This window comes from Frankia canadensis (assembly GCF_900197875.1).
Taxonomy (GTDB): domain Bacteria; phylum Actinomycetota; class Actinomycetes; order Frankiales; family Frankiaceae; genus Frankia; species Frankia canadensis.
In genome coordinates this window covers 1-16,927 of sequence record NZ_FZMO01000062.1, presented here as the reverse complement: position 1 = coordinate 16,927, position 16,927 = coordinate 1, and the positions used below count along the sequence as shown (strand labels likewise).

Annotated in this window: 14 protein-coding genes and 1 pseudogene; 10 read left to right on the top strand and 5 right to left on the bottom strand. The window is 74.1% G+C overall.

Annotated elements, in window-relative coordinates:
- Positions 1–92 precede the first annotated feature (92 nt).
- Positions 93–1,883, bottom strand: coding sequence for an AMP-dependent synthetase/ligase (locus C1A33_RS07135; RefSeq protein WP_101830734.1), 1,791 nt, complete (start codon positions 1,881–1,883; stop codon positions 93–95).
- 154 nt (positions 1,884–2,037) lie between these two features.
- Here C1A33_RS07135 and C1A33_RS07130 point away from each other — a divergent pair, with 154 nt between their 5' ends.
- The 5 genes from C1A33_RS07130 (at position 2,038) to C1A33_RS07110 (ending at position 6,091) form a co-directional block, all read left to right on the top strand.
- The gene (locus tag C1A33_RS07130; protein WP_101830733.1) at positions 2,038–2,805 is read left to right on the top strand and encodes a metallophosphoesterase family protein; all 768 of its coding nucleotides are present in this window, start codon (positions 2,038–2,040) and stop codon (positions 2,803–2,805) included.
- Positions 2,806–2,937: 132 nt separating this feature from the next.
- Positions 2,938–3,372 (top strand): SRPBCC family protein, encoded by a 435-nt coding sequence (locus C1A33_RS07125; protein WP_101830732.1) that lies wholly within the window; start codon positions 2,938–2,940, stop codon positions 3,370–3,372.
- A 6-nt stretch (positions 3,373–3,378) separates the two neighbouring features.
- A complete protein-coding gene (locus tag C1A33_RS07120; RefSeq protein ID WP_101830731.1) occupies positions 3,379–4,593 on the top strand; it encodes an ArsA family ATPase in 1,215 nt (404 codons plus the stop codon).
- A complete protein-coding gene (locus C1A33_RS07115; protein WP_133150589.1) occupies positions 4,590–5,054 on the top strand; it encodes a hypothetical protein in 465 nt (154 codons plus the stop codon). The genes C1A33_RS07120 and C1A33_RS07115 overlap by 4 nt, the downstream gene beginning before the upstream one ends.
- 68 nt (positions 5,055–5,122) lie before the next feature.
- Positions 5,123–6,091: an ROK family glucokinase gene (locus C1A33_RS07110; RefSeq protein ID WP_101830737.1), complete on the top strand. Its 969-nt coding sequence runs from the start codon at positions 5,123–5,125 to the stop codon at positions 6,089–6,091.
- 412 nt (positions 6,092–6,503) lie between these two features.
- Here C1A33_RS07110 and C1A33_RS07105 read toward each other — a convergent pair whose 3' ends face one another.
- The 3 genes from C1A33_RS07105 to C1A33_RS07095 form a co-directional block, all read right to left on the bottom strand.
- The gene (locus tag C1A33_RS07105; RefSeq protein WP_101830736.1) at positions 6,504–7,760 is read right to left on the bottom strand and encodes an ornithine cyclodeaminase family domain; all 1,257 of its coding nucleotides are present in this window, start codon (positions 7,758–7,760) and stop codon (positions 6,504–6,506) included.
- Positions 7,761–7,870: 110 nt separating this feature from the next.
- Entirely contained in the window at positions 7,871–8,608 is a 738-nt protein-coding gene (locus tag C1A33_RS07100) for a hypothetical protein (RefSeq protein WP_101830729.1), read from the bottom strand.
- Positions 8,601–9,398, bottom strand: coding sequence for an alpha/beta hydrolase (locus C1A33_RS07095; RefSeq protein ID WP_101830728.1), 798 nt, complete (start codon positions 9,396–9,398; stop codon positions 8,601–8,603). Before C1A33_RS07095 ends, C1A33_RS07100 begins: the two co-directional genes overlap by 8 nt.
- 410 nt (positions 9,399–9,808) lie before the next feature.
- Between C1A33_RS07095 and C1A33_RS07090 the strand changes: the two genes are divergently transcribed.
- The 5 genes from C1A33_RS07090 to C1A33_RS07070 all read left to right on the top strand — a co-directional run bounded on the left by C1A33_RS07090 (position 9,809) and on the right by C1A33_RS07070 (position 15,600).
- Entirely contained in the window at positions 9,809–10,684 is an 876-nt protein-coding gene (locus C1A33_RS07090; protein WP_101830735.1) for a lysophospholipid acyltransferase family protein, read from the top strand.
- Between the two features lie 33 nt (positions 10,685–10,717).
- Positions 10,718–12,343 carry a hypothetical protein gene (locus C1A33_RS07085; RefSeq protein WP_133150588.1) on the top strand — a complete coding sequence of 542 codons (1,626 nt, stop codon included), beginning with the start codon at positions 10,718–10,720 and terminating at the stop codon, positions 12,341–12,343.
- 4 nt (positions 12,344–12,347) lie between these two features.
- Positions 12,348–12,866 carry a polyadenylate-specific 3'-exoribonuclease AS gene (locus tag C1A33_RS07080; protein WP_101830726.1) on the top strand — a complete coding sequence of 173 codons (519 nt, stop codon included), beginning with the start codon at positions 12,348–12,350 and terminating at the stop codon, positions 12,864–12,866.
- A 261-nt stretch (positions 12,867–13,127) separates the two neighbouring features.
- Positions 13,128–14,153 (top strand): 6-phosphofructokinase, encoded by a 1,026-nt coding sequence (locus C1A33_RS07075; protein ID WP_101830725.1) that lies wholly within the window; start codon positions 13,128–13,130, stop codon positions 14,151–14,153.
- A gap of 58 nt (positions 14,154–14,211) precedes the next feature.
- Positions 14,212–15,600: a class II 3-deoxy-7-phosphoheptulonate synthase gene (locus C1A33_RS07070; protein WP_101830724.1), complete on the top strand. Its 1,389-nt coding sequence runs from the start codon at positions 14,212–14,214 to the stop codon at positions 15,598–15,600.
- Between the two features lie 103 nt (positions 15,601–15,703).
- Here C1A33_RS07070 and C1A33_RS34645 read toward each other — a convergent pair.
- Positions 15,704–16,927, bottom strand: a pseudogene (locus C1A33_RS34645) (hypothetical protein); the annotation flags it as partial.

The following is a 16,927-nucleotide window of genomic DNA, read 5'->3' as shown; positions in this document are numbered from 1 at the left end:
TCCTCGACATCCTCGGCGTCGACCCAACCCGCCCACCATGATCGACATACGGGCCCGTCAACGCATCAAAGCCCCATGTGCGGAAGACGGGCCTAGCGGTAGAGGCCCTCGACGGCGTCGGTGAAGCGCTCGAGCACGAGGGAGCGGCGGACCTTCAGGCTGGGGGTGAGCTCGCCGGACTCCACGGTGAAGTCGTGCGCCAGGATCACGAACTTCTTGATCCCCTCCGCCCGCGAGACGGTCGCGTTCGCCGCGTCGACCGCCTGCTGTACCTCGGCGCGCAGCCGCGGGTCCTCGGTGAGGCCGGAGATGGCCGCGTCGGCGGGCAGCCCGGCGCCGGTGCGCCAGCGCTCGAACGCCTCCGGGTCGATGGTGACCAGCGCCGCGATGAACGGCCGCCCGTCGCCGACCAGCATGGCCTGGCTGACCAGCGGATGGGACTGGATGACGTGCTCCAACGGGGCCGGGGCGACGTTCTTGCCGCCCGCGGTGACGAGCAGTTCCTTCTTGCGGCCGGTGATGCGCAGGTGGCCGGTGTCGTCCAGCGCGCCGACGTCGCCGGTGCGCAGGAAGCCCTCGGCGTCGAACGCCTCCTTGGTGGCGGTCTCGTTGTTGTGGTAGGCGCGGAACAGCAGCTGCCCGCGGATGAGGATCTCGCCGTCGTCGGCGATCCGGATCGTGACGCCCGGAAGTGGCTGCCCGACGGTGCCCATCCGCACGGCGTGCGGCCGGTTCGCCGCCGCGGGGGCGGTCGTCTCGGTCAGGCCGTAGCCCTCCAGCACGGTGAAGCCGATGCCGCGGAAGAAGTGGCCCAGCCGCGCCCCGAGCGGCGCCCCGCCGCTGATCGCGAACTCGGCCCGCCCGCCGAGCGCGGCCCGCAGTTTGCGGTACACCAGCAGGTCGAACACCTGGTGGCGCAGCCGCAGCGCGAGGCCCGGGCCGGTGCCGTCGAGGGACTCGCTGTAGGCGACGGCGGTGTTCTCGGCGGCGTCGAAGATCCGGCCGCGGCCCTCGCTGTGCGCCTTGTGCCGCGCCCCGGCGTACACCTTCTCGAACACGCGGGGCACGGCCAGCAGGAAGGTGGGGCTGGTCAGCGCCAGGTCGGGCAACAGGGTGCGCGAGTCGGGCGTGTAGGCCAGGTCGTAGCCGCCCTGCACCACGCCGACCTGGAGCATCCGGGCGAACACGTGCGCCAGCGGCAGGAACAGCAGCGTGGACGAGTCCGGCCGGAACACCTCGGGCAGCATCGCGATGCTGCTCTCGGCGGTGTAGAGCAGCGCCAGGTGGGTGATCTCGCAGCCCTTGGGCTGCGCGGTCGTCCCGGACGTGTAGATGATCGTGGCGAGGCTGGCGGCGTCGACGCCCGCGCGGGCCGCGGTGAGGCGCTCCTCGTCGACCTCGGCGCCGCGCGTCGCCAGGTCCGCGAACGCGCCGTCCTCGAGGACGAGCACCTCGCGCAGGGCCGGGGCGGCCGCGCGCACCTGGGCGACCCGCGCGGCGAGCTCGGCGTCCTCCACGACCAGCAGCTCGACCGCGGCGTCGCGCAGGATCCACTCGATCTGCGCCGGGCTGGACGTCTCGTAGATCGGCACGACGACCGCACCGGCGGCCCAGGTCGCGTAGTCCAGGACGGTCCACTCGTACCGGCTGCGGCTGAGGATGCCGACCCGCCCGCCGGGGGTCAGCCCGGCCGCGACGAGCCCGCGCGCGGTGGCCACCACGGCGTCGCGGAACTCGGCGGTCGTGAGGCCCGCGAACCGCTCGCCCACCTTGTACCGCAGCAGTACCTTGCCGGGACGCTCGCGCGCGTTGCGGAAGACGGCGTCGGTCAGTGTGGCGTCGTCGGCGATCGTGACCATCGGGACGGAGGTGAACTCGCGCACTGCTACTCCAACCAGCTCGCGGGCGGACGGGAACGCTCCGTGGAGGCACACGACCGTTCTGGGCACCAGACGTTAGCGGTCCGAGCGGATGTTGGCGACCGCGCCGGACCGCGCCGTGCCCGGAGCGTCCCTGAAGGCACCTAAGCTCAGGGGTATGCGGGTCCACGTGGTGAGCGACGTGCACGGCCGCGCGGATGCGATCCCGGCGGCCGCCGAGGGCGCCGACGTCTTCATCTGCCTCGGTGACCTCATCCTGTTCATCGACTACCACGACCACGGCCGCGGGATCATGGGCGACCTGTTCGGCGCCGAGGCCGTCGGGCGGATGGTGGAGCTGCGCACGGCGCAGCGTTTCGACGAGGCGCGGGACTGGTCGCGCTCGCTGTGGGCGCGCCTGGGCGGCGACCGCGACCGGATCGTGGAGGCCGCGATCCGCCGGCAGTACGAGCAGCTGTTCGCCGCCTTCCCCACGCCGACCTACCTCACCTTCGGCAACGTCGACCTGCCGCATCTGTATCCCGACTACCTGCGTGAGGGCATCACCCTGCTGGACGGCCAGACCACGACGATCGGCGGCTGGCGGTTCGGCTTCGTCGGCGGCGGTCTGCGCAGTCCGATGCGTACCCCGTACGAGATCGACGACGAGGACTTCGCCGCCAAGGTGGCCGCGGTCGGCGAGGTCGACGTGCTGTGCTGCCATATTCCGCCGCACCTGCCGGAGCTGGTCTACGACGTCGAGGCCCGCCGCTTCGAGCGGGGCAGCACGGCGATCCTCGCGGCCATTCACGAGACCCGGCCGCGCTACGTGCTCTTCGGCCACGTGCACCAGCCGCTGACCGCGAGCCTCGACATCGACGGCACCCGGTGCGTGAACGTCGGCCATTTCAACGCCCGCGGGACGCCGTTCGTCCTCGAGTGGTAGCCGGTGGCGATCGGATCCGGCCGCTCGACGGGAAGTGGCCCGGGTTCCGGTAGCCTCAGGCGATCGGTCGGGGAATGATCCGGGCTCTCTGAGCTTCAGACGTACGTGACGAATGTGGAGGTGCCTGTCTCCATGGCGGACCATGCCCGATCGACGATCGTCATCAATGCCCGGCCGGCCGCGGTGATGGGCGCGATCGCCGACATCCCCGCCTACCCGACCTGGGTCGGCCAGATCGAGGAGGCCGAGATCCTCGAGGTCGGCCCGGACGGGCGGCCCAGGCGGGCCCGTTTCCGGGTCAACGCCGTCGTCATCAAGGACGAGTTCGTCAACGAGTACACCTGGACGGACGACGCGCAGGTCACCTGGTCGATGGTCCAGGGCCAGGCGATGTCGTCGCAGGACGGCAGCTACACGCTGCGCGACCTGGGTGACGGCAGCACCGAGGTCACCTACGACCTCACCGCCGAGACCAAGATCAAGATTCCGGGGCTGCTGCGGCGCAAGGTGCAGAGCGGCATCGTCGACGCGGCTCTGAAGGATCTCAAGAAGCACGTCGAGAGCTGAGCCCAGGTGCGGTGTGTGCTCGTCACCGGCAAGGGCGGCGCCGGCACGACGACGGTGGCGGCGGCGACCGCGGTCCTCGCCGCCCAGCGGGGGCATCGCACCCTGGTGCTGTCCCTCGACCCGGCCGCCGGCCTCGCCGGCACCCTCGACCATCCGGTCGGCGCCGAGGTCACGGAGCTGGAACCGGGTCTCGCCGGCGCGCAGGTCGACCTGCGCCGCGCGGTGGCCACCCGCTGGCCGGCCGTGCGCGAGGTCCTCGCCGGCAGCTGGCCGTCCATCGACGTCGACCCGGTCGAGCTCGAGGAGCTCGCCTTCCTGCCCGGCGCCATCGAGACGCTGACCCTGCTGGAGCTGCGTGACGTGCTGGCGAGCACCGAACACGACGTCGTCATCGTCGACGGCGGCCCCGTCGCCGGGCTGCTGCGCCTGCTCGCGTTTCCCGAGACGCTGTCGTGGTACTGCCGGCGGCTGCTGCCGCCCGATGGTGCCTTCGCCCGCTGGCTGCGCCCCGGCTTCGGCTGGGCCACCGCGTTCGGCGGCCGCTTCGGGAACCTCGCCGCGCCCGCCTACGACACGGTCTCACGGGTGCACCGCGCCGCCGTCGACCTGCGCGCGATCCTCACCGACCACGCCGCGACCAGCGTCCGCCTGGTCCTGACGCCCGACAGCGGCGCCCTGGCCGCCGCCCGCGGCAGCCTCACCGCCCTCGCGCTGCACGGCTTCACCCTGGACGGCGTCATCGTGAACCGGATCTTCTCGCCGGCCGGCGCCGACGCCTGGCGCGCCGGCTGGGCCGCCGCCCACCGCGAGGCCCTCACCGAGATCACCGCCGCCGTCGCCCCGACCCCCATCCTGCCGGTGGGCTACCGCCCCGGCGAGCCGGTCGGCCTGGAGGAGCTCGCCGCGTTCGGCGCCGCCACCTACGGCGAACTCGACCCCGCCGGCGTGCTCGGTGCCTCCGCGGCCGGTGCGGGCGACCAGCCGCGGGTGGACCGCACCGACGACGGCTTCGCCCTTTCGTTCGGGCTGCCGTTCGTCGACGGATCACAGATTGATCTTGCCCGTCTCGGGGACGATCTGGTGGTGACGATCGGAGCGTTTCGCCGGGCGGTGCCACTGCCCGCGGCTCTGCGCCGCTGCGACGTGAGCGCCGCGAGCATGCGCGGCGACCGTCTGGTCGTCTCCTTCGTCCCCGACCCCGACCGGTGGGTCCGCGCATGAGCACCCCCGGCCCGCTCGCCGTCGAGGCCGCCCTGCTCCTCGACGCCCTGCGCGGCCTGGCCACCGCCGCTGCCGCCGACCCGGCCGCCGCCTCTGCCGCCTCTGCTGCCAACCCGGCCTCCGCTGCCGATCCGGCCGGCGGACCCGATCCGGCGGGCGTCGCCGCCGACCCGGCCGCCGCGGACTCGGCCACGCGGGCGGCTCGGGGGTGCGCGGGCGAGGAGCGGCCGTGCACGTCCTGCCCCCTGTGCCGGCTGATGGCGGCGCTGTCCGCGGACCGCTCCGAGGTGATGCGTCATCTCGTCGCCGCCGGCGAGTCGCTGGTCGCCGCCTTCAGGGCCGCCGTCGAGGCAGCCACCGTCGAGGTACCGCAGGGCCGCGGCCCGAGGCCGCCGGGCGCGCCCGGCCCCCGAACCACTCCAGCGCCCAGACCCCGCGTCCAGAGGATCGATGTCACGTGAGCACCCCCGCTTCAGACGCCCCGCGCAGCCCGCTGCCGCCGGCCACGGCCACCACCGCCGCCGAGTCGCTGGCGTCCGGTGACGACCGGCGGACCCAGGGCCTGACCATCGGCGTCGACGTCGGTGGCACCAAGGTCGCCGCCGGCGTCGTCGACGGTGCCGGCACCGTGCTGCACGCCGTGCGCCGCCCGACCCCCGGGCACTCCGCGCCCGAGGTCGCCGACACGATCGCCGCCGTCGTCGCCGAGCTCACCGCCGACTACGAGGTCTGGGCGGTCGGCATCGGCGCCGCCGGCTGGATCGACGCCGAGCGCTCCCGGGTCGTGTTCGCGCCGAACCTCGCCTGGCGCGACGAGCCGCTGCGCGACGAGGTCGCCGCGCGGGTCGGCCTGCCCGTCGTCGTCGAGAACGACGCCAACGCCATGGCCTGGGCCGAGTACCGCTTCGGCGCCGGTCGCGGGCGGCGCGACCTGGTCTGCCTGACCGTCGGCACCGGCATCGGCGGCGGTCTGATCCTCGGCGGCGAGCTGTACCGCGGCGCGTTCGGCATCGGCGCCGAGGCCGGCCACATGCGGGTCGTGCCGGGCGGTCATCCGTGCGGCTGCGGCAACGAGGGCTGCTGGGAGCAGTACGCCAGCGGTCGGGCGCTGGTCCGCCTCGCCCGCCAGATCGCCGCCGACGACCCGGCGGCGGCCACCGCGATGCTGGAGGCCTCCGGCGGTGACGTCGACGGCCTCACCGGCCCCGATGTCACCGAGGCGGCCCGCAAGGGCGATCCGGCGGCGATCCGCTGCCTGATGGAGGTCGGCCACTGGCTCGGCGAGGGCATGGCGAGCCTCGCCGCCCTGCTCGACCCCGACCGCTACGTCATCGGCGGCGGCGTCTCCGATGCCGGCGACCTGCTGCTCGCCCCCGCCCGGGAGCGGTTCCTCGAGGCCGTCCCCGGCCGCGGCCACCGCCCCGTCGCCGAGGTCGTCATCGCCGAGCTCGGCTCCCAGGCCGGCCTCGTCGGCGCCGCCGACCTCGCCCGCATCTAGTGGGCTGACCACGAACGTTGGCGGGGCGCGGGGCGTCCAGGGCAGCGTCCTGGCACCTTCACAGCGGCCTGTGTCGCGAACAGGTGGACAAAACGGAGGCGACACGCGGAGTTCGCGACACGGCGCCGTCGTCCCCGCCTGCGCTTCCCACCCACGGGAAGTCCGCCCGACATACGCCTATGGCTCCTGCGGGACGGTCCCGCGGGACCGGGCTTCTTCGGGGCTTTGGCGGGAGATGGCGCCGTCCGCCAGCCACGGCTGCCATACCGCGGAAGACGGCGGTCGCCCGACCCGCGACGCGGCCAGGGGTCGGTGGGCGGACCCCTGGCCGGAGGCGGCCGGCGGTCACCTGACGTCGCTCGGGAGGCTGCCCTGGGTCAGGGGGGCGACCCGTGGTCGGAGGCGGCCGACGTCAGAGGATGGCGCCGCTGCCGGGGCGGGCGGGGCGGTAGTCGGGGACGAGTTCGGTGGCGAGTTCCTCGAGGAACAGGCCGGTGTCGGCGACGACGCCGACGGCGTGGGCGCTGGTGCGTTCGGTCAGCGCGTGCACGGTGGCGGGGCTGACGTCGACACAGGCCACGGGGATCGACGCCGGCAGGATGTTGCCGGTCGCCACCGAGTGCTGCGCGGAGGCGACCATCAGGGCGTAGCCGACGCCGCGCAGGGCCCCCCGCATCGCCCGCTGGGCCTCGACGACGTCGGTGTGCACGTCCGGCAGCGGGCCGTCGTCGCGGACGGATCCGGCGAGGACGAACGTCTTGTTCGCCTTCACCATCGCGTGCATGATGCCCTCGGTCAGCAGGCCGGACTCGACGGCGGCGCGGATCGAGCCCTCGCGGCGGATCGCGTTGATCGCGCGGATGTGCTGCTCGCTGCCGCGCTGCACCCGCCCACCGCGCAGCGGGCCGACGCCCAGCGGCGAGCCGTACAGCGCCGCCTCGATGTCGAGGGTGGCCAGCGCGTTGCCGGTGAACAGGACGTCTACGTACCCCGCCTCGACCAGGGCGACGAGGGCGGAGGTGGCGCCGGTGCTGACGACGGTCTGGCCGGCCACCCAGAGCACCTGGGCGCCCTCGGCCTTGACCTCGCGGATCTGGCGGGCGATCGCCCGCACGAGGACCGCCTGCGGCTGGGTGGAGCTCGGCAGCGCGCCGAACGTGTCGCTCTCATGGACCCGGCTGGAGTGGTCGGTCACCGGCAGGACGACCTTCACCCCGTCCACCCCGCAGACGATCTGGTCGCCGGCGCGCACGTCGGTGACCGGGACCGTGCGGACCCGGCCGTGCGAGACGACCAGACCGCAGTCCATCTCCGGGTGTTCCACCGGCACCCACTGACCGTCGAGGTGGACGACGGTCTCCAGGTTGGTCGTGGAGTAGAAGTCGGGCGGGAAGACGCCGTCGCGGTCGGCGGGCTCGCAGCGTGCCGTGCCCGCGTCGACCTTGTTGACGCCGTGTACCTGGATACGCATGAGGATGCGGATGAGCCGGCGTGACGTCTCGGCACCGACGGTGATGACGGCGTGGGACTCGTCGTCGTGGCTGCGTCCCAGGTCGATGTGATCCACTCGGTAGTCGCCGCCGTAGTCCAGGACGTCGTCGAGGACCCTCGCCAGCACCCCGGTGTCCATGAGGTGACCGTGCACCTCGACCTTCTCGTGGTAACGCACGTGCACGACCTCCTGCTGCCTGCTGCCTGCTGCTGTTCGGTGCCGTTGTGGTGCCCGGACGTGGGCGCCGCAGGATCAGCGCGGCGGGATCAGTGGCCCGACCGTCGCGGTCAGATCACCGCGCCGTCGTCAGGGCCGTCGCTGTCCGTCGGGGGTCGGTCGCCCAGGCGGGCGACCAGGGTGCCGACGCCGCCGAGGATGAGCATCACGCCGGTGACGTCCTGCGATCGGGACTGGTTGAGGCCGATCAGGCTCGGCACGACGAGGAACACCATCCCCAGGGCGATCGAACCGAGGGCCCAGCGGGTGACCGGTCGTATCCGGGGCAGCGGGGGAGGCTCCGGTGGGATGTAGTGGTCGTCATCCGGGTCGTCCAGGTCACCGAGGTCGTCGCGCGGATCGCCCGCGCCGGCCGCCGCGCCGAGGTCGATGACGACCACCTCGTCGGCGTCGTCGTCCGGGCGCAGGCCGTGCGGGCCGATCCCGGGGAGCGGGCGCGGCTCGTCGAGGCCGGGGTCGGTGCGGTCGTCCGCCGCGGGCGGTGAACCGGGGCCGAACGGCGGGCCCGGGTCGAACGGCGGGCGCAGGATGATGACCGTCGGGCGGCGGGTGTCACCGACGTCCTCGGCGGCCGGCCAGCGGCGCCCGTCCGGCTCGCTGTCGGCCGGATCGTGTTCGACGGGCTCGTCGAAGCGGGCGACGAGCTCGAAGAACGCCGCGTCGTCGGCCTCCTGCGACCGCGGCGCCGGCTGGGCGTCGGCCGGTCCGGAGCCGGCGGACTGCTTCGGCGCCTCGGGCTGCTCCGCGCCGCCGGGGCCCGGCTGGTCGGCGGGTGGGCGCTCAGGCATCAGCGACGACCGCTTCGGGCAGGAGCGCGCCGGCCGCGTGCTGGCGGACGAACTCGAGGCTGCCCGCGAAGATCTTCTCCTTGTCGTTGTCGAGCGTGGCGACGTGGTAGCTGTCCGGTAGCAGGCGTTCCTCGACCGGCCCCCGCACGCCGGCCAGCAGGATCGCCCCGGAGCCGGGTTCGACGACATGGTCGACGACGCTGCGGTAGGCGAGCACGGGACAGGTGACCCGCGCGAGGTCCGCCCGGGTGAGCGCCCACAGCTGGCGCAGGGAGGCGAACGGCAGCAGCGGCACCCGGCTGTAGCCGACCTCGGGGACGCCCGCGGCCTTCACATCGCCGGCGACGCCGGGCAGGGACGGGACGACCCTGCCGAGCAGGCCGGCCAGTGACGCCAGCCGCCGCTCGGTGGCCAGGCTCGCGTTGACGGTGACCACGCCGGCGAGGTCGGCGGCATACTCCTCGGCCAGCCGCAGCGTCAGCGTGCCGCCCATCGACAGGCCCATCACGAACACCCGCTCGCACTCGTCGCGCAGCCGCAGGAACTCGCCCCGCACGACCGTGTACCAGTCCGGCCAGGTGGTGGGGACCATGTCCTGCCAGCGGGTACCGTGCCCGGGCAGCAGCGGGCAGGACACCGTCAGCCCGGCGGCCGCCAGCGCCTCGCCCCAGGGCCGCATGCTCCCCGGTGAGCCGGTGAAGCCGTGGACCAGCAGGACGCCGACCCGACCGCCCGGGAACGCGAACGGCTCCGCGCCGGGCAGCAGGGCCGTACCGGTGGAATCCGCCATCGCTGTCCGCCCTTCGTGCCCGCGCCCGCACCCCACGTAGCGGCGCGGCGCGGTGAAAAACGCCGGTAAACGCATGCTCGCACGGTCCGCGGGCCAAAGCCACGGTCGTACGTATCCCATCAGTACGCCGACCGACCCGCCGGGACGAGGACGCCCCCGCTGAAATGATATAGGCACTCGATGGTGCGCGCCCGCCCGGCCAGGCTTCGTGTGGCCGCCCGGGCGGGTTCCGGTGGACGGGACGATGACCGGCTCCCTAGGCTCATGACCGGCCTGGGTGCCGCGGCACACCGACCCCGCGCGCGGTGGGATGCTCGGGTCTGGTGTGATCGGCGTTGGCGGGAGGGCGGCCGGAGGCGGGCGCCCCGGGGTGGGGTCGTCTCACGACGGTGACCAGGCGGGAGCTGTCCTTGTTCTACTGGATGCTCAAGGTGATCCTGACTCCCGTCCTGCGGGTGTTCTGGCGCCCCTGGGTGGAGGGCGCGGAGAACATTCCCGCCGAGGGGGCGGCGATCCTTGCCGGCAACCATCTGTCGTTCCTCGATCACTTCTTCCTTCCGCTGGTCGTCCCGCGGCGGGTGACGTTCCTGGCCAAGAGCGACTACTTCACCGAGGCCGGCGTCAAGGGCTGGTTCAAGCGGATCTTCTTCAGCGGCGCCGGGCAGATCCCGATCGACCGCAGCGGCGGCAAGGCCAGTGAGGGCGCGCTGCGCTCCGGCGTGCGCGTGCTGCGTCAGGGCCGGCTTCTCGGTATCTACCCGGAGGGCACCCGTTCCCCGGACGGTCGCCTGTACCGCGGCAAGATCGGCGTCGCCCGGATGGCGCTGGAGGCCGGCGTGCCGGTCATCCCCGTCGCCATGATCGGAACCTTCGAGGTGCAGCCGCCCGGCCAGCTGATCCCCAAGATCCGCCGGATCGGGATGCGGGTGGGCCGGCCGCTGGACTTCTCCCGCTACGCCGACATGGCCGACGACCGGTTCGTCCTGCGGTCGATCACCGACGAGATCATGTACGAGCTGATGGCGCTGTCGGGCCAGGAGTACGTCGACATGTACGCCAAGCGCGCCAAGGAGGAGCTGGCCGCCGCCCGCGCGACCGCCTCGTCGGCGACGGCGTCCCCGGCGACGCCAACGGGTGCCGACGCGCCCAGCGCCGGCTCCACTCCCGGGTCCGGGGCCGGCGCGGGGCCCGCCGCGACGGCGGATCCGGGTGGGAACGGGGCGGGCACCCGGCCCGCGGCGCCGCGCTCCACGGCCGCCGAGGACTCCGTCGACCGGGCGGTCTGACCCGGCATCCACCGGCACGGCAGGATTGGTCCTGTGCGTGGCGATGGCGCTCCCGGGCCCGAACTCGACGACAGAACAGGGGGCGGCTCCGCCTGCGCCCAACCCCGTCCCCAGGCCGCCAGGCGGCCCGGGGGATGCCGATGGCGCGCCGCGCGGACGGCCGGCGCCCGGGCCCTGCTCGCGGCCGGCGTGGGGGCGGGCGTGCTGGCGGGCGTGCTGGCGGGCGTCGTCGGGTCACCGGTCGCGGCCCTGGCCGCCCCGGCCGCGACCACCGCGCCCGGCGCGGGGCTGACCGCGCCCGCCACCGCCGCGGCGGCGCCCGCGGCCACGGTCGGTCGGTCCGGCTCCTTCCTGACCGACGACCAGCACCGCGCCGTGGTCATCCGCGGGATGTCGGTGCCCGCCGGCGTGACGCCGAACGCCGCCGTCCTGGACACCTGGATCGGCTACGGCTTCACCGGCGTACGCCTGGCGGTCCCGGTCGCTACCGGCGGCCACTTCCCGGCCGTCGCCGGCTGGCCCGCCCCGGACGCGGGAGCCGGCGACGAGCCCGGACTGGCCCAGGCCGTCGGCCTCACCCGGCTGTTCACCGCGCGCGGCCTGCGGGTGACGCTGCGCCTGGTGCCCGTGGCGTCGGCGCGCACCTCGTCAGGGCTGTCCACCGCCACCCTGACGGCCGGTCTCGCCCGCCTCGCCGCACGGTTCCGGGACGAGCCGGGCCTGCTCGGCTACGAGGCACCCGCCACCCCGGGCACCGGCACCGTTCAGGGCGACGGCGCGGAGCTGCTCGGCGCGGTCGCCGCCCAGGACACCCACCACCTGCTGTGGCGGGAGCGCCCGGCACCGTTCGACGCGGCCGCGCGGGTGGCCGTCAACGACCCGACCGGCTATCTCATCGGCTGGAAGGACGGCACCCCCGCCACGCTCACCGGTCTCGCCGCCGCGGCCGACACCTTCGGCCTGAGCTGGTTCTACGATCCGCCGGGCGCCGCCGGCGGCACGCTGCCCGCCGCGCCGGCGCAGCTCGTCCGGCCGTACCCGGAGGCCATCGCCGGCACTCCCGAGGCGCTGCGCCTCGACGCCGCGGGTGTGCTCACCGTCGTCTACCGCCCGGTGTCCCCGACCGGCACGGCGCTCGCGGCCAGCACCCCGACGGCCATCAGCCTGCCGGCCTGGTCGTATCCGAACGGCTATCAGGTGCGGGTCAGCGGTGCCCGGGTCACCTCGGCGCCTGGCGCGGGGGTGCTGTGCGTGGTGGCCCAGCCCGGGGCGGCGCGGGTCCAGGTACAGGTCTCCCCGGCGGTCGGCGGCGGGTCGCCGGTGACGCCGCCGCATGATGCGGGCGCGGCCGGCTGCGCGGCGTCGGCGCATGGTGCCGCGGTAGGCGCAGGCCCGGGCGGTGATGGTGGCCTCGGTGCCGGCGGTGGTATCCAGGGTCGGGATGACGCCGACGGCGGCGACGACGCGTACTCCGGGCCGTTGCTGTGGCTACTGCCGCTGATCGGTGCCGCGGGGGCGGCGGCGCTGCTCGCCGCGGTGCTGCGTCCCTGGCGCCGCCGCGGCGGCCTGGGTCAGGGCGGTCCGGGACCTGCGGCGGGCCCGGGCGTGCTGACCGCGGGGACCGCCCGGGACCCGTCGGCGGGGCGCGCGGGAGACTGAGCCGGTGGGCACCCGTTTCTTCTACGACACCGAGTTCATCGAGCGGCGCGACGGCGATCATCTCTGGCTCGACCTGGTCAGCATCGGCATCGTCAGCGAGGATGGCGCGCGCCGGTACTACGCCGTGTCCACCGAGTTCGACCCGGCCTTCGCCGTGCCGTGGGTCCAGCGCAACGTCCTCGACCAGCTCCCGTCCCCGGCGGACCCGGCGTGGCGCTCCCGCGCCCGCATCCGCGCCGAGATCACCGAGCTGCTCACCGCGGACGGCACGCCCGAGCTGTGGGCCTGGTACGGCGCCTACGACCACGTTGTGCTCTGCCAGCTGTTCGGCACGATGACCGACCTGCCCGCACAGCTGCCGCGCTTCACGCGCGACCTGCGCCAGCTGTGGGACGACGTCGGCCGCCCGACGCTGCCCCCGCCGCCGGCCAACGCCCACGACGCGCTCGCCGACGCCCTGCACAACCGTGCGCGCTGGGAGGTCCTCGCCCCGCTGCGTGCCTCCGTGCCCCCGCGCCGCTGATCCTTTCCCGCCCCCGGCCGGGGGCCCTCTCGCCCCGGCCGGGGCGCGCCGCGGACGACGTGAGCCAGGCGGACCAGCGGCGCTGACTGACCTTTGCTGCTCGCCGACGCGGCCGGCCGACGCCGCTGGTCCGCACCACTGTGGACGCTCACTGTCACATTTGCGCCACGCCCGGTGATGATGCAACGCCTCCGTCTGCCCGCCCCGGCCGCTACGCTGCCGCCGGCGGGGGGTCGTGCGCAGGCGACTGGAGGAGGCGGGATGAGGATCGGCGTACTGACCGGTGGCGGGGACTGCCCGGGGCTCAACGCGGTGATCCGGGCCGTCGTCCGCAAGGGCGAGGGCGTCTACGGGCACAGCTTCGTCGGCTTCCGGGACGGCTGGCGCGGCCCGTTGACCGGCGACACGATACGGCTGGACACCGCCGCGGTGCGCGGCATCCTGCCGCGGGGCGGGACGATCCTCGGCTCCAGCCGGACGAACCCGTTCGCCGCCGCCGACGGCGCGGTGCTGGTACGGGAGAACCTGGCCACAGCCGGGGTCGACGCGCTCATCGCGATCGGCGGCGAGGACACCCTCGGGGTGGCCGCCCGGCTGCACGCCGAGGGCGTGCCGGTCGTCGGCGTGCCGAAGACGATCGACAACGACCTGTCCGCGACGGACTACACGTTCGGCTTCGACACCGCGGTCAACATCGCCACCGAGGCGATCGACCGGCTGCACACGACCGCCGAGAGCCACCACCGGGTGCTCATCGTCGAGGTCATGGGCCGCCATGCCGGCTGGATCGCGCTGCACAGCGGCATGGCCGGCGGGGCGAACGTCATCCTCATCCCCGAGAAGCCGTTCGACTTCGACAAGGTCGCCGCGTTCGTCGAGTCCCGCTTCGCCACCCACTACGCGCCGATCATCGTCGTCGCCGAGGGCGCCGTCCCGCTCGCCGGGACCATGGTCACCCGTGAGGACGAGCTGGACGCGTTCGGTCACGTCCGTCTGCAGGGCATCGCCACCGTGCTGGAGACCGAGATCCGCGGGCGCACCGGCCGCGACGCGCGCGCCACCGTGCTCGGTCACCTTCAGCGCGGCGGAACGCCGAGCGGGTTCGACCGCTGGCTCGCGACCCGCTTCGGCCTGCACGCCGTCGACGCCGTCCACGAGGGCGACTTCGGCTGCATGGTCGCCCTGCACGGCACCCGCATCGACCGGGTACCGCTGGCGGAGGCGACCCGTGAGCTCAAGACGGTGCCCGAGGAGCTCTACCGGGAGGCGGAGGTCTTCTTCGGCTGACGTCTTCTTCGGGTGACGTCGCGCCGGCCCGGCCGCGCGGGCCGTACTCTGGTGTCTCGTGAGCGCATTGGACGTCTGGCGGACCCTCCCGGCCAAGCAGCAGCCCTCCTGGCCCGACCCGGTCGAACTGCAGGCGGCCTATGACCAGCTCGCGGCGCTCCCGCCGCTGGTCACGGCGCCCGAGGTGCGCTCGCTGACCGACCGGCTCGCGATGGTCGCCCGCGGCGAGGCGTTCCTGCTGCAGGGCGGCGACTGCGCCGAGACGTTCGCGGCCAACACCGCCAACAAGATCCGCGACAAGGTGAAGACGCTACTGCAGATGGCGGTCGTGCTCACCTACGGCGCGAGCACCCCGGTGGTGAAGGTCGCGCGCATCGCCGGCCAGTACGCCAAGCCGCGTTCGGCTGACATCGAGGCGAGCACCGGCCTGCCGTCCTACCGGGGTGACGCGGTCAACGACATCGCCGCGACGGCCGCGGCCCGCCGTCCCGACCCGATGCGCATGGTCGCCTCGTACCACCAGAGCGCGGTGGCCCTGAACCTGGTGCGTGCCTTCGCCACCGGCGGTTTCGCCGACCTGTCGAAGGTCCACGAGTGGAACAAGGCGTTCGTGCGCGACTCGGCCGCCGGCCGCCGCTACGAGGCGATGGCCACGGACATCGAGCGCGCGATGGCCTTCATGGCCGCCTGCGGCATCGATCTCGACCGCACCGCGGCGCTGACCGGCGTGGAGCTGTTCACCAGCCACGAGGGTCTGCTACTGGAGTACGAGCGGGCACTGACCCGCGTCGAGGACGCCACCGGCAACCCGTACGACCTGTCCGCACACATGATCTGGATCGGCGAGCGCACCCGCGACCTCGACGGCGCCCACGTCGACCTGCTCTCCCGCGTCGGCAACCCGATCGGCTGCAAGATCGGCCCGAAGGCCAGCCCCGACGAGGTGCTGGAGCTCGCCGAGCGGCTCAATCCGCAGCACATCCCCGGCCGCCTCACCCTGATCTCGCGAATGGGTGTCGGCCGCGTCCGTGACGCGCTGCCGCCGATCATCGAGAAGGTCAACGCCGCCGGCCCGCCGGTCGTCTGGTCCTGCGACCCGATGCACGGCAACACCCGCGACGTCGCCGGCGTGAAGACCCGCCACTTCGACGACGTGCTCGACGAGGTCTCCGGCTTCTTCGAGGTGCACAAGGCGCTGGGCACCCACCCCGGCGGCCTGCACATCGAGCTGACCGGCGAGAACGTCACCGAGTGCCTCGGCGGCGCCGAACTCATCGGCGAGGAGGACCTCGGCGGCCGCTACGAGACGGCCTGTGACCCGCGCCTGAACACCGGCCAGGCGCTGGAGCTCGCGTTCCTCGTCGCCGAGATGCTTCAGCACGCCCGCGGCGAGCGCGCCGCCGCGGCCGCCGCACCCGAGCCCCACCTTCCCGCCCAGCCAGCCTGATCTCCATCCAAGGCCTGTGGTCGGCGGCGCAGGCGACGGGCTGGTGCGCTGGAGTGGATGTCGTCGCGACGGCAGCTGGGAAGATCACGCCTCCCCCCGCGTCCTAGTCGCCGGCTGACTCAGCCGTCGGCGTGCTGGTAGGTGAGGCGGAACGGTCGTCGGACGACGCGGCGGCGGCCGGCGCAGGCTGCGGGTCGGAGCGGGCGGGCGGCGTGCTGACCGCGGCGCCCTCGTGGTCCGGGGGCGGACTGTCCGCGTCGGCGCCGGCCGGGGGAGAGGCGGGCGCCGCCGAGGGAGTCGCGGCCGCGCCGCCATCCGTGCCACTCGGCGTCGCCGCGCCCGGTCCGCCGGGCGGGGACGCGGCCTTGGGGGTCAGCGTCAGGGCGGGCGTGGCTGCCGCGGTGGTGGCTGCCGCGGTGGACGTGGACGTGGCTGCCGGGGCGGCGGATTGCGCCGAGGGGGAGACCGGTGTCGGCGCGGACGACGATGGTGGGGAGGTGGCGGCGCCGAGGATGTCGGCGTCCTCCTCCGGCTGAGCCCGTGGGGTGGGTCCCGCTGTGGGCGATGTGGCCGGAAGCGATGCGGTCGTGTCTGTCGCCGGGGAGGTCACCGGTGTGCTGGTGGTCTCGAACGCGCTGGTGGTTCCAGGTGTGCTGGTGGTCTCGGGCGTGGTGGTGGTCTCCGGCGCGTCGGTGGGCGTCGACGCGGCGGCGTACGTGCTCGGGGAGCGGGCCGCACGAGAGGTCGCGGGGGAGGACGTCTGAGGGTCGAGCGCCACGCGGAGATCGCCGATGAGATCGACGGCGTCCCGCGCCGACTCGGACGTCCCGGGTGGCAGGGCGGTCAGGACGTCGTTCAGGCGCTCCGACTGCTCGGAGGTGAACGCGTCCATCGTGCGCCGGGCGTCGGCGTCGCCGGCGTGTGCCTGCGCCAGCAGCACCGTCGATCCCGCCCTGGTCTGGGCGTACCAGGCCCGCAGCAGGCCGTTGACCGTGCGGGCATCGGCATGTCGCCCATCGGCGGGGGTCACCGGATCCGGTGCCAGGGACAGCTCGAGGTTCTCGACCTGCCGCTTGACGGTGTAGAGCGGCTGACCGGGCAGCGCCCCGCGGGCGCTGACGGCGAGGCCGACCAGCACCACGGTCACGCTGAGCCCGGCGGCAGCCAACGAGCGGACGACGCGAGGCAGCCGACCGCGGCTCGCGACGGTCCGCGGCACCCAGCGCCCGCCGCCGGCGTCCTTGCCTGCCGCCCCTGCGGGCTTCGTCGTCGCGGACCCAGCCGCGGTGGTCGCGGTGGTCGCCGCGGCCGCGGGGGCTGCGGGGGC

Excerpts from the sequence above, each read along its gene's own strand:
- C1A33_RS07125 (WP_101830732.1), top strand. The coding sequence starts at position 2,938 with ATGGCGGACCATGCCCGATCGACGATCGTCATCAATGCCCGGCCGGCC.
- C1A33_RS07075 (WP_101830725.1), top strand. The coding sequence starts at position 13,128 with ATGAGGATCGGCGTACTGACCGGTGGCGGGGACTGCCCGGGGCTCAAC.
- C1A33_RS07115 (WP_133150589.1), top strand. The coding sequence starts at position 4,590 with ATGAGCACCCCCGGCCCGCTCGCCGTCGAGGCCGCCCTGCTCCTCGAC.
- C1A33_RS07130 (WP_101830733.1), top strand. The coding sequence starts at position 2,038 with ATGCGGGTCCACGTGGTGAGCGACGTGCACGGCCGCGCGGATGCGATC.
- C1A33_RS07095 (WP_101830728.1), bottom strand. The coding sequence starts at position 9,398 with ATGGCGGATTCCACCGGTACGGCCCTGCTGCCCGGCGCGGAGCCGTTC.
- C1A33_RS07100 (WP_101830729.1), bottom strand. The coding sequence starts at position 8,608 with ATGCCTGAGCGCCCACCCGCCGACCAGCCGGGCCCCGGCGGCGCGGAG.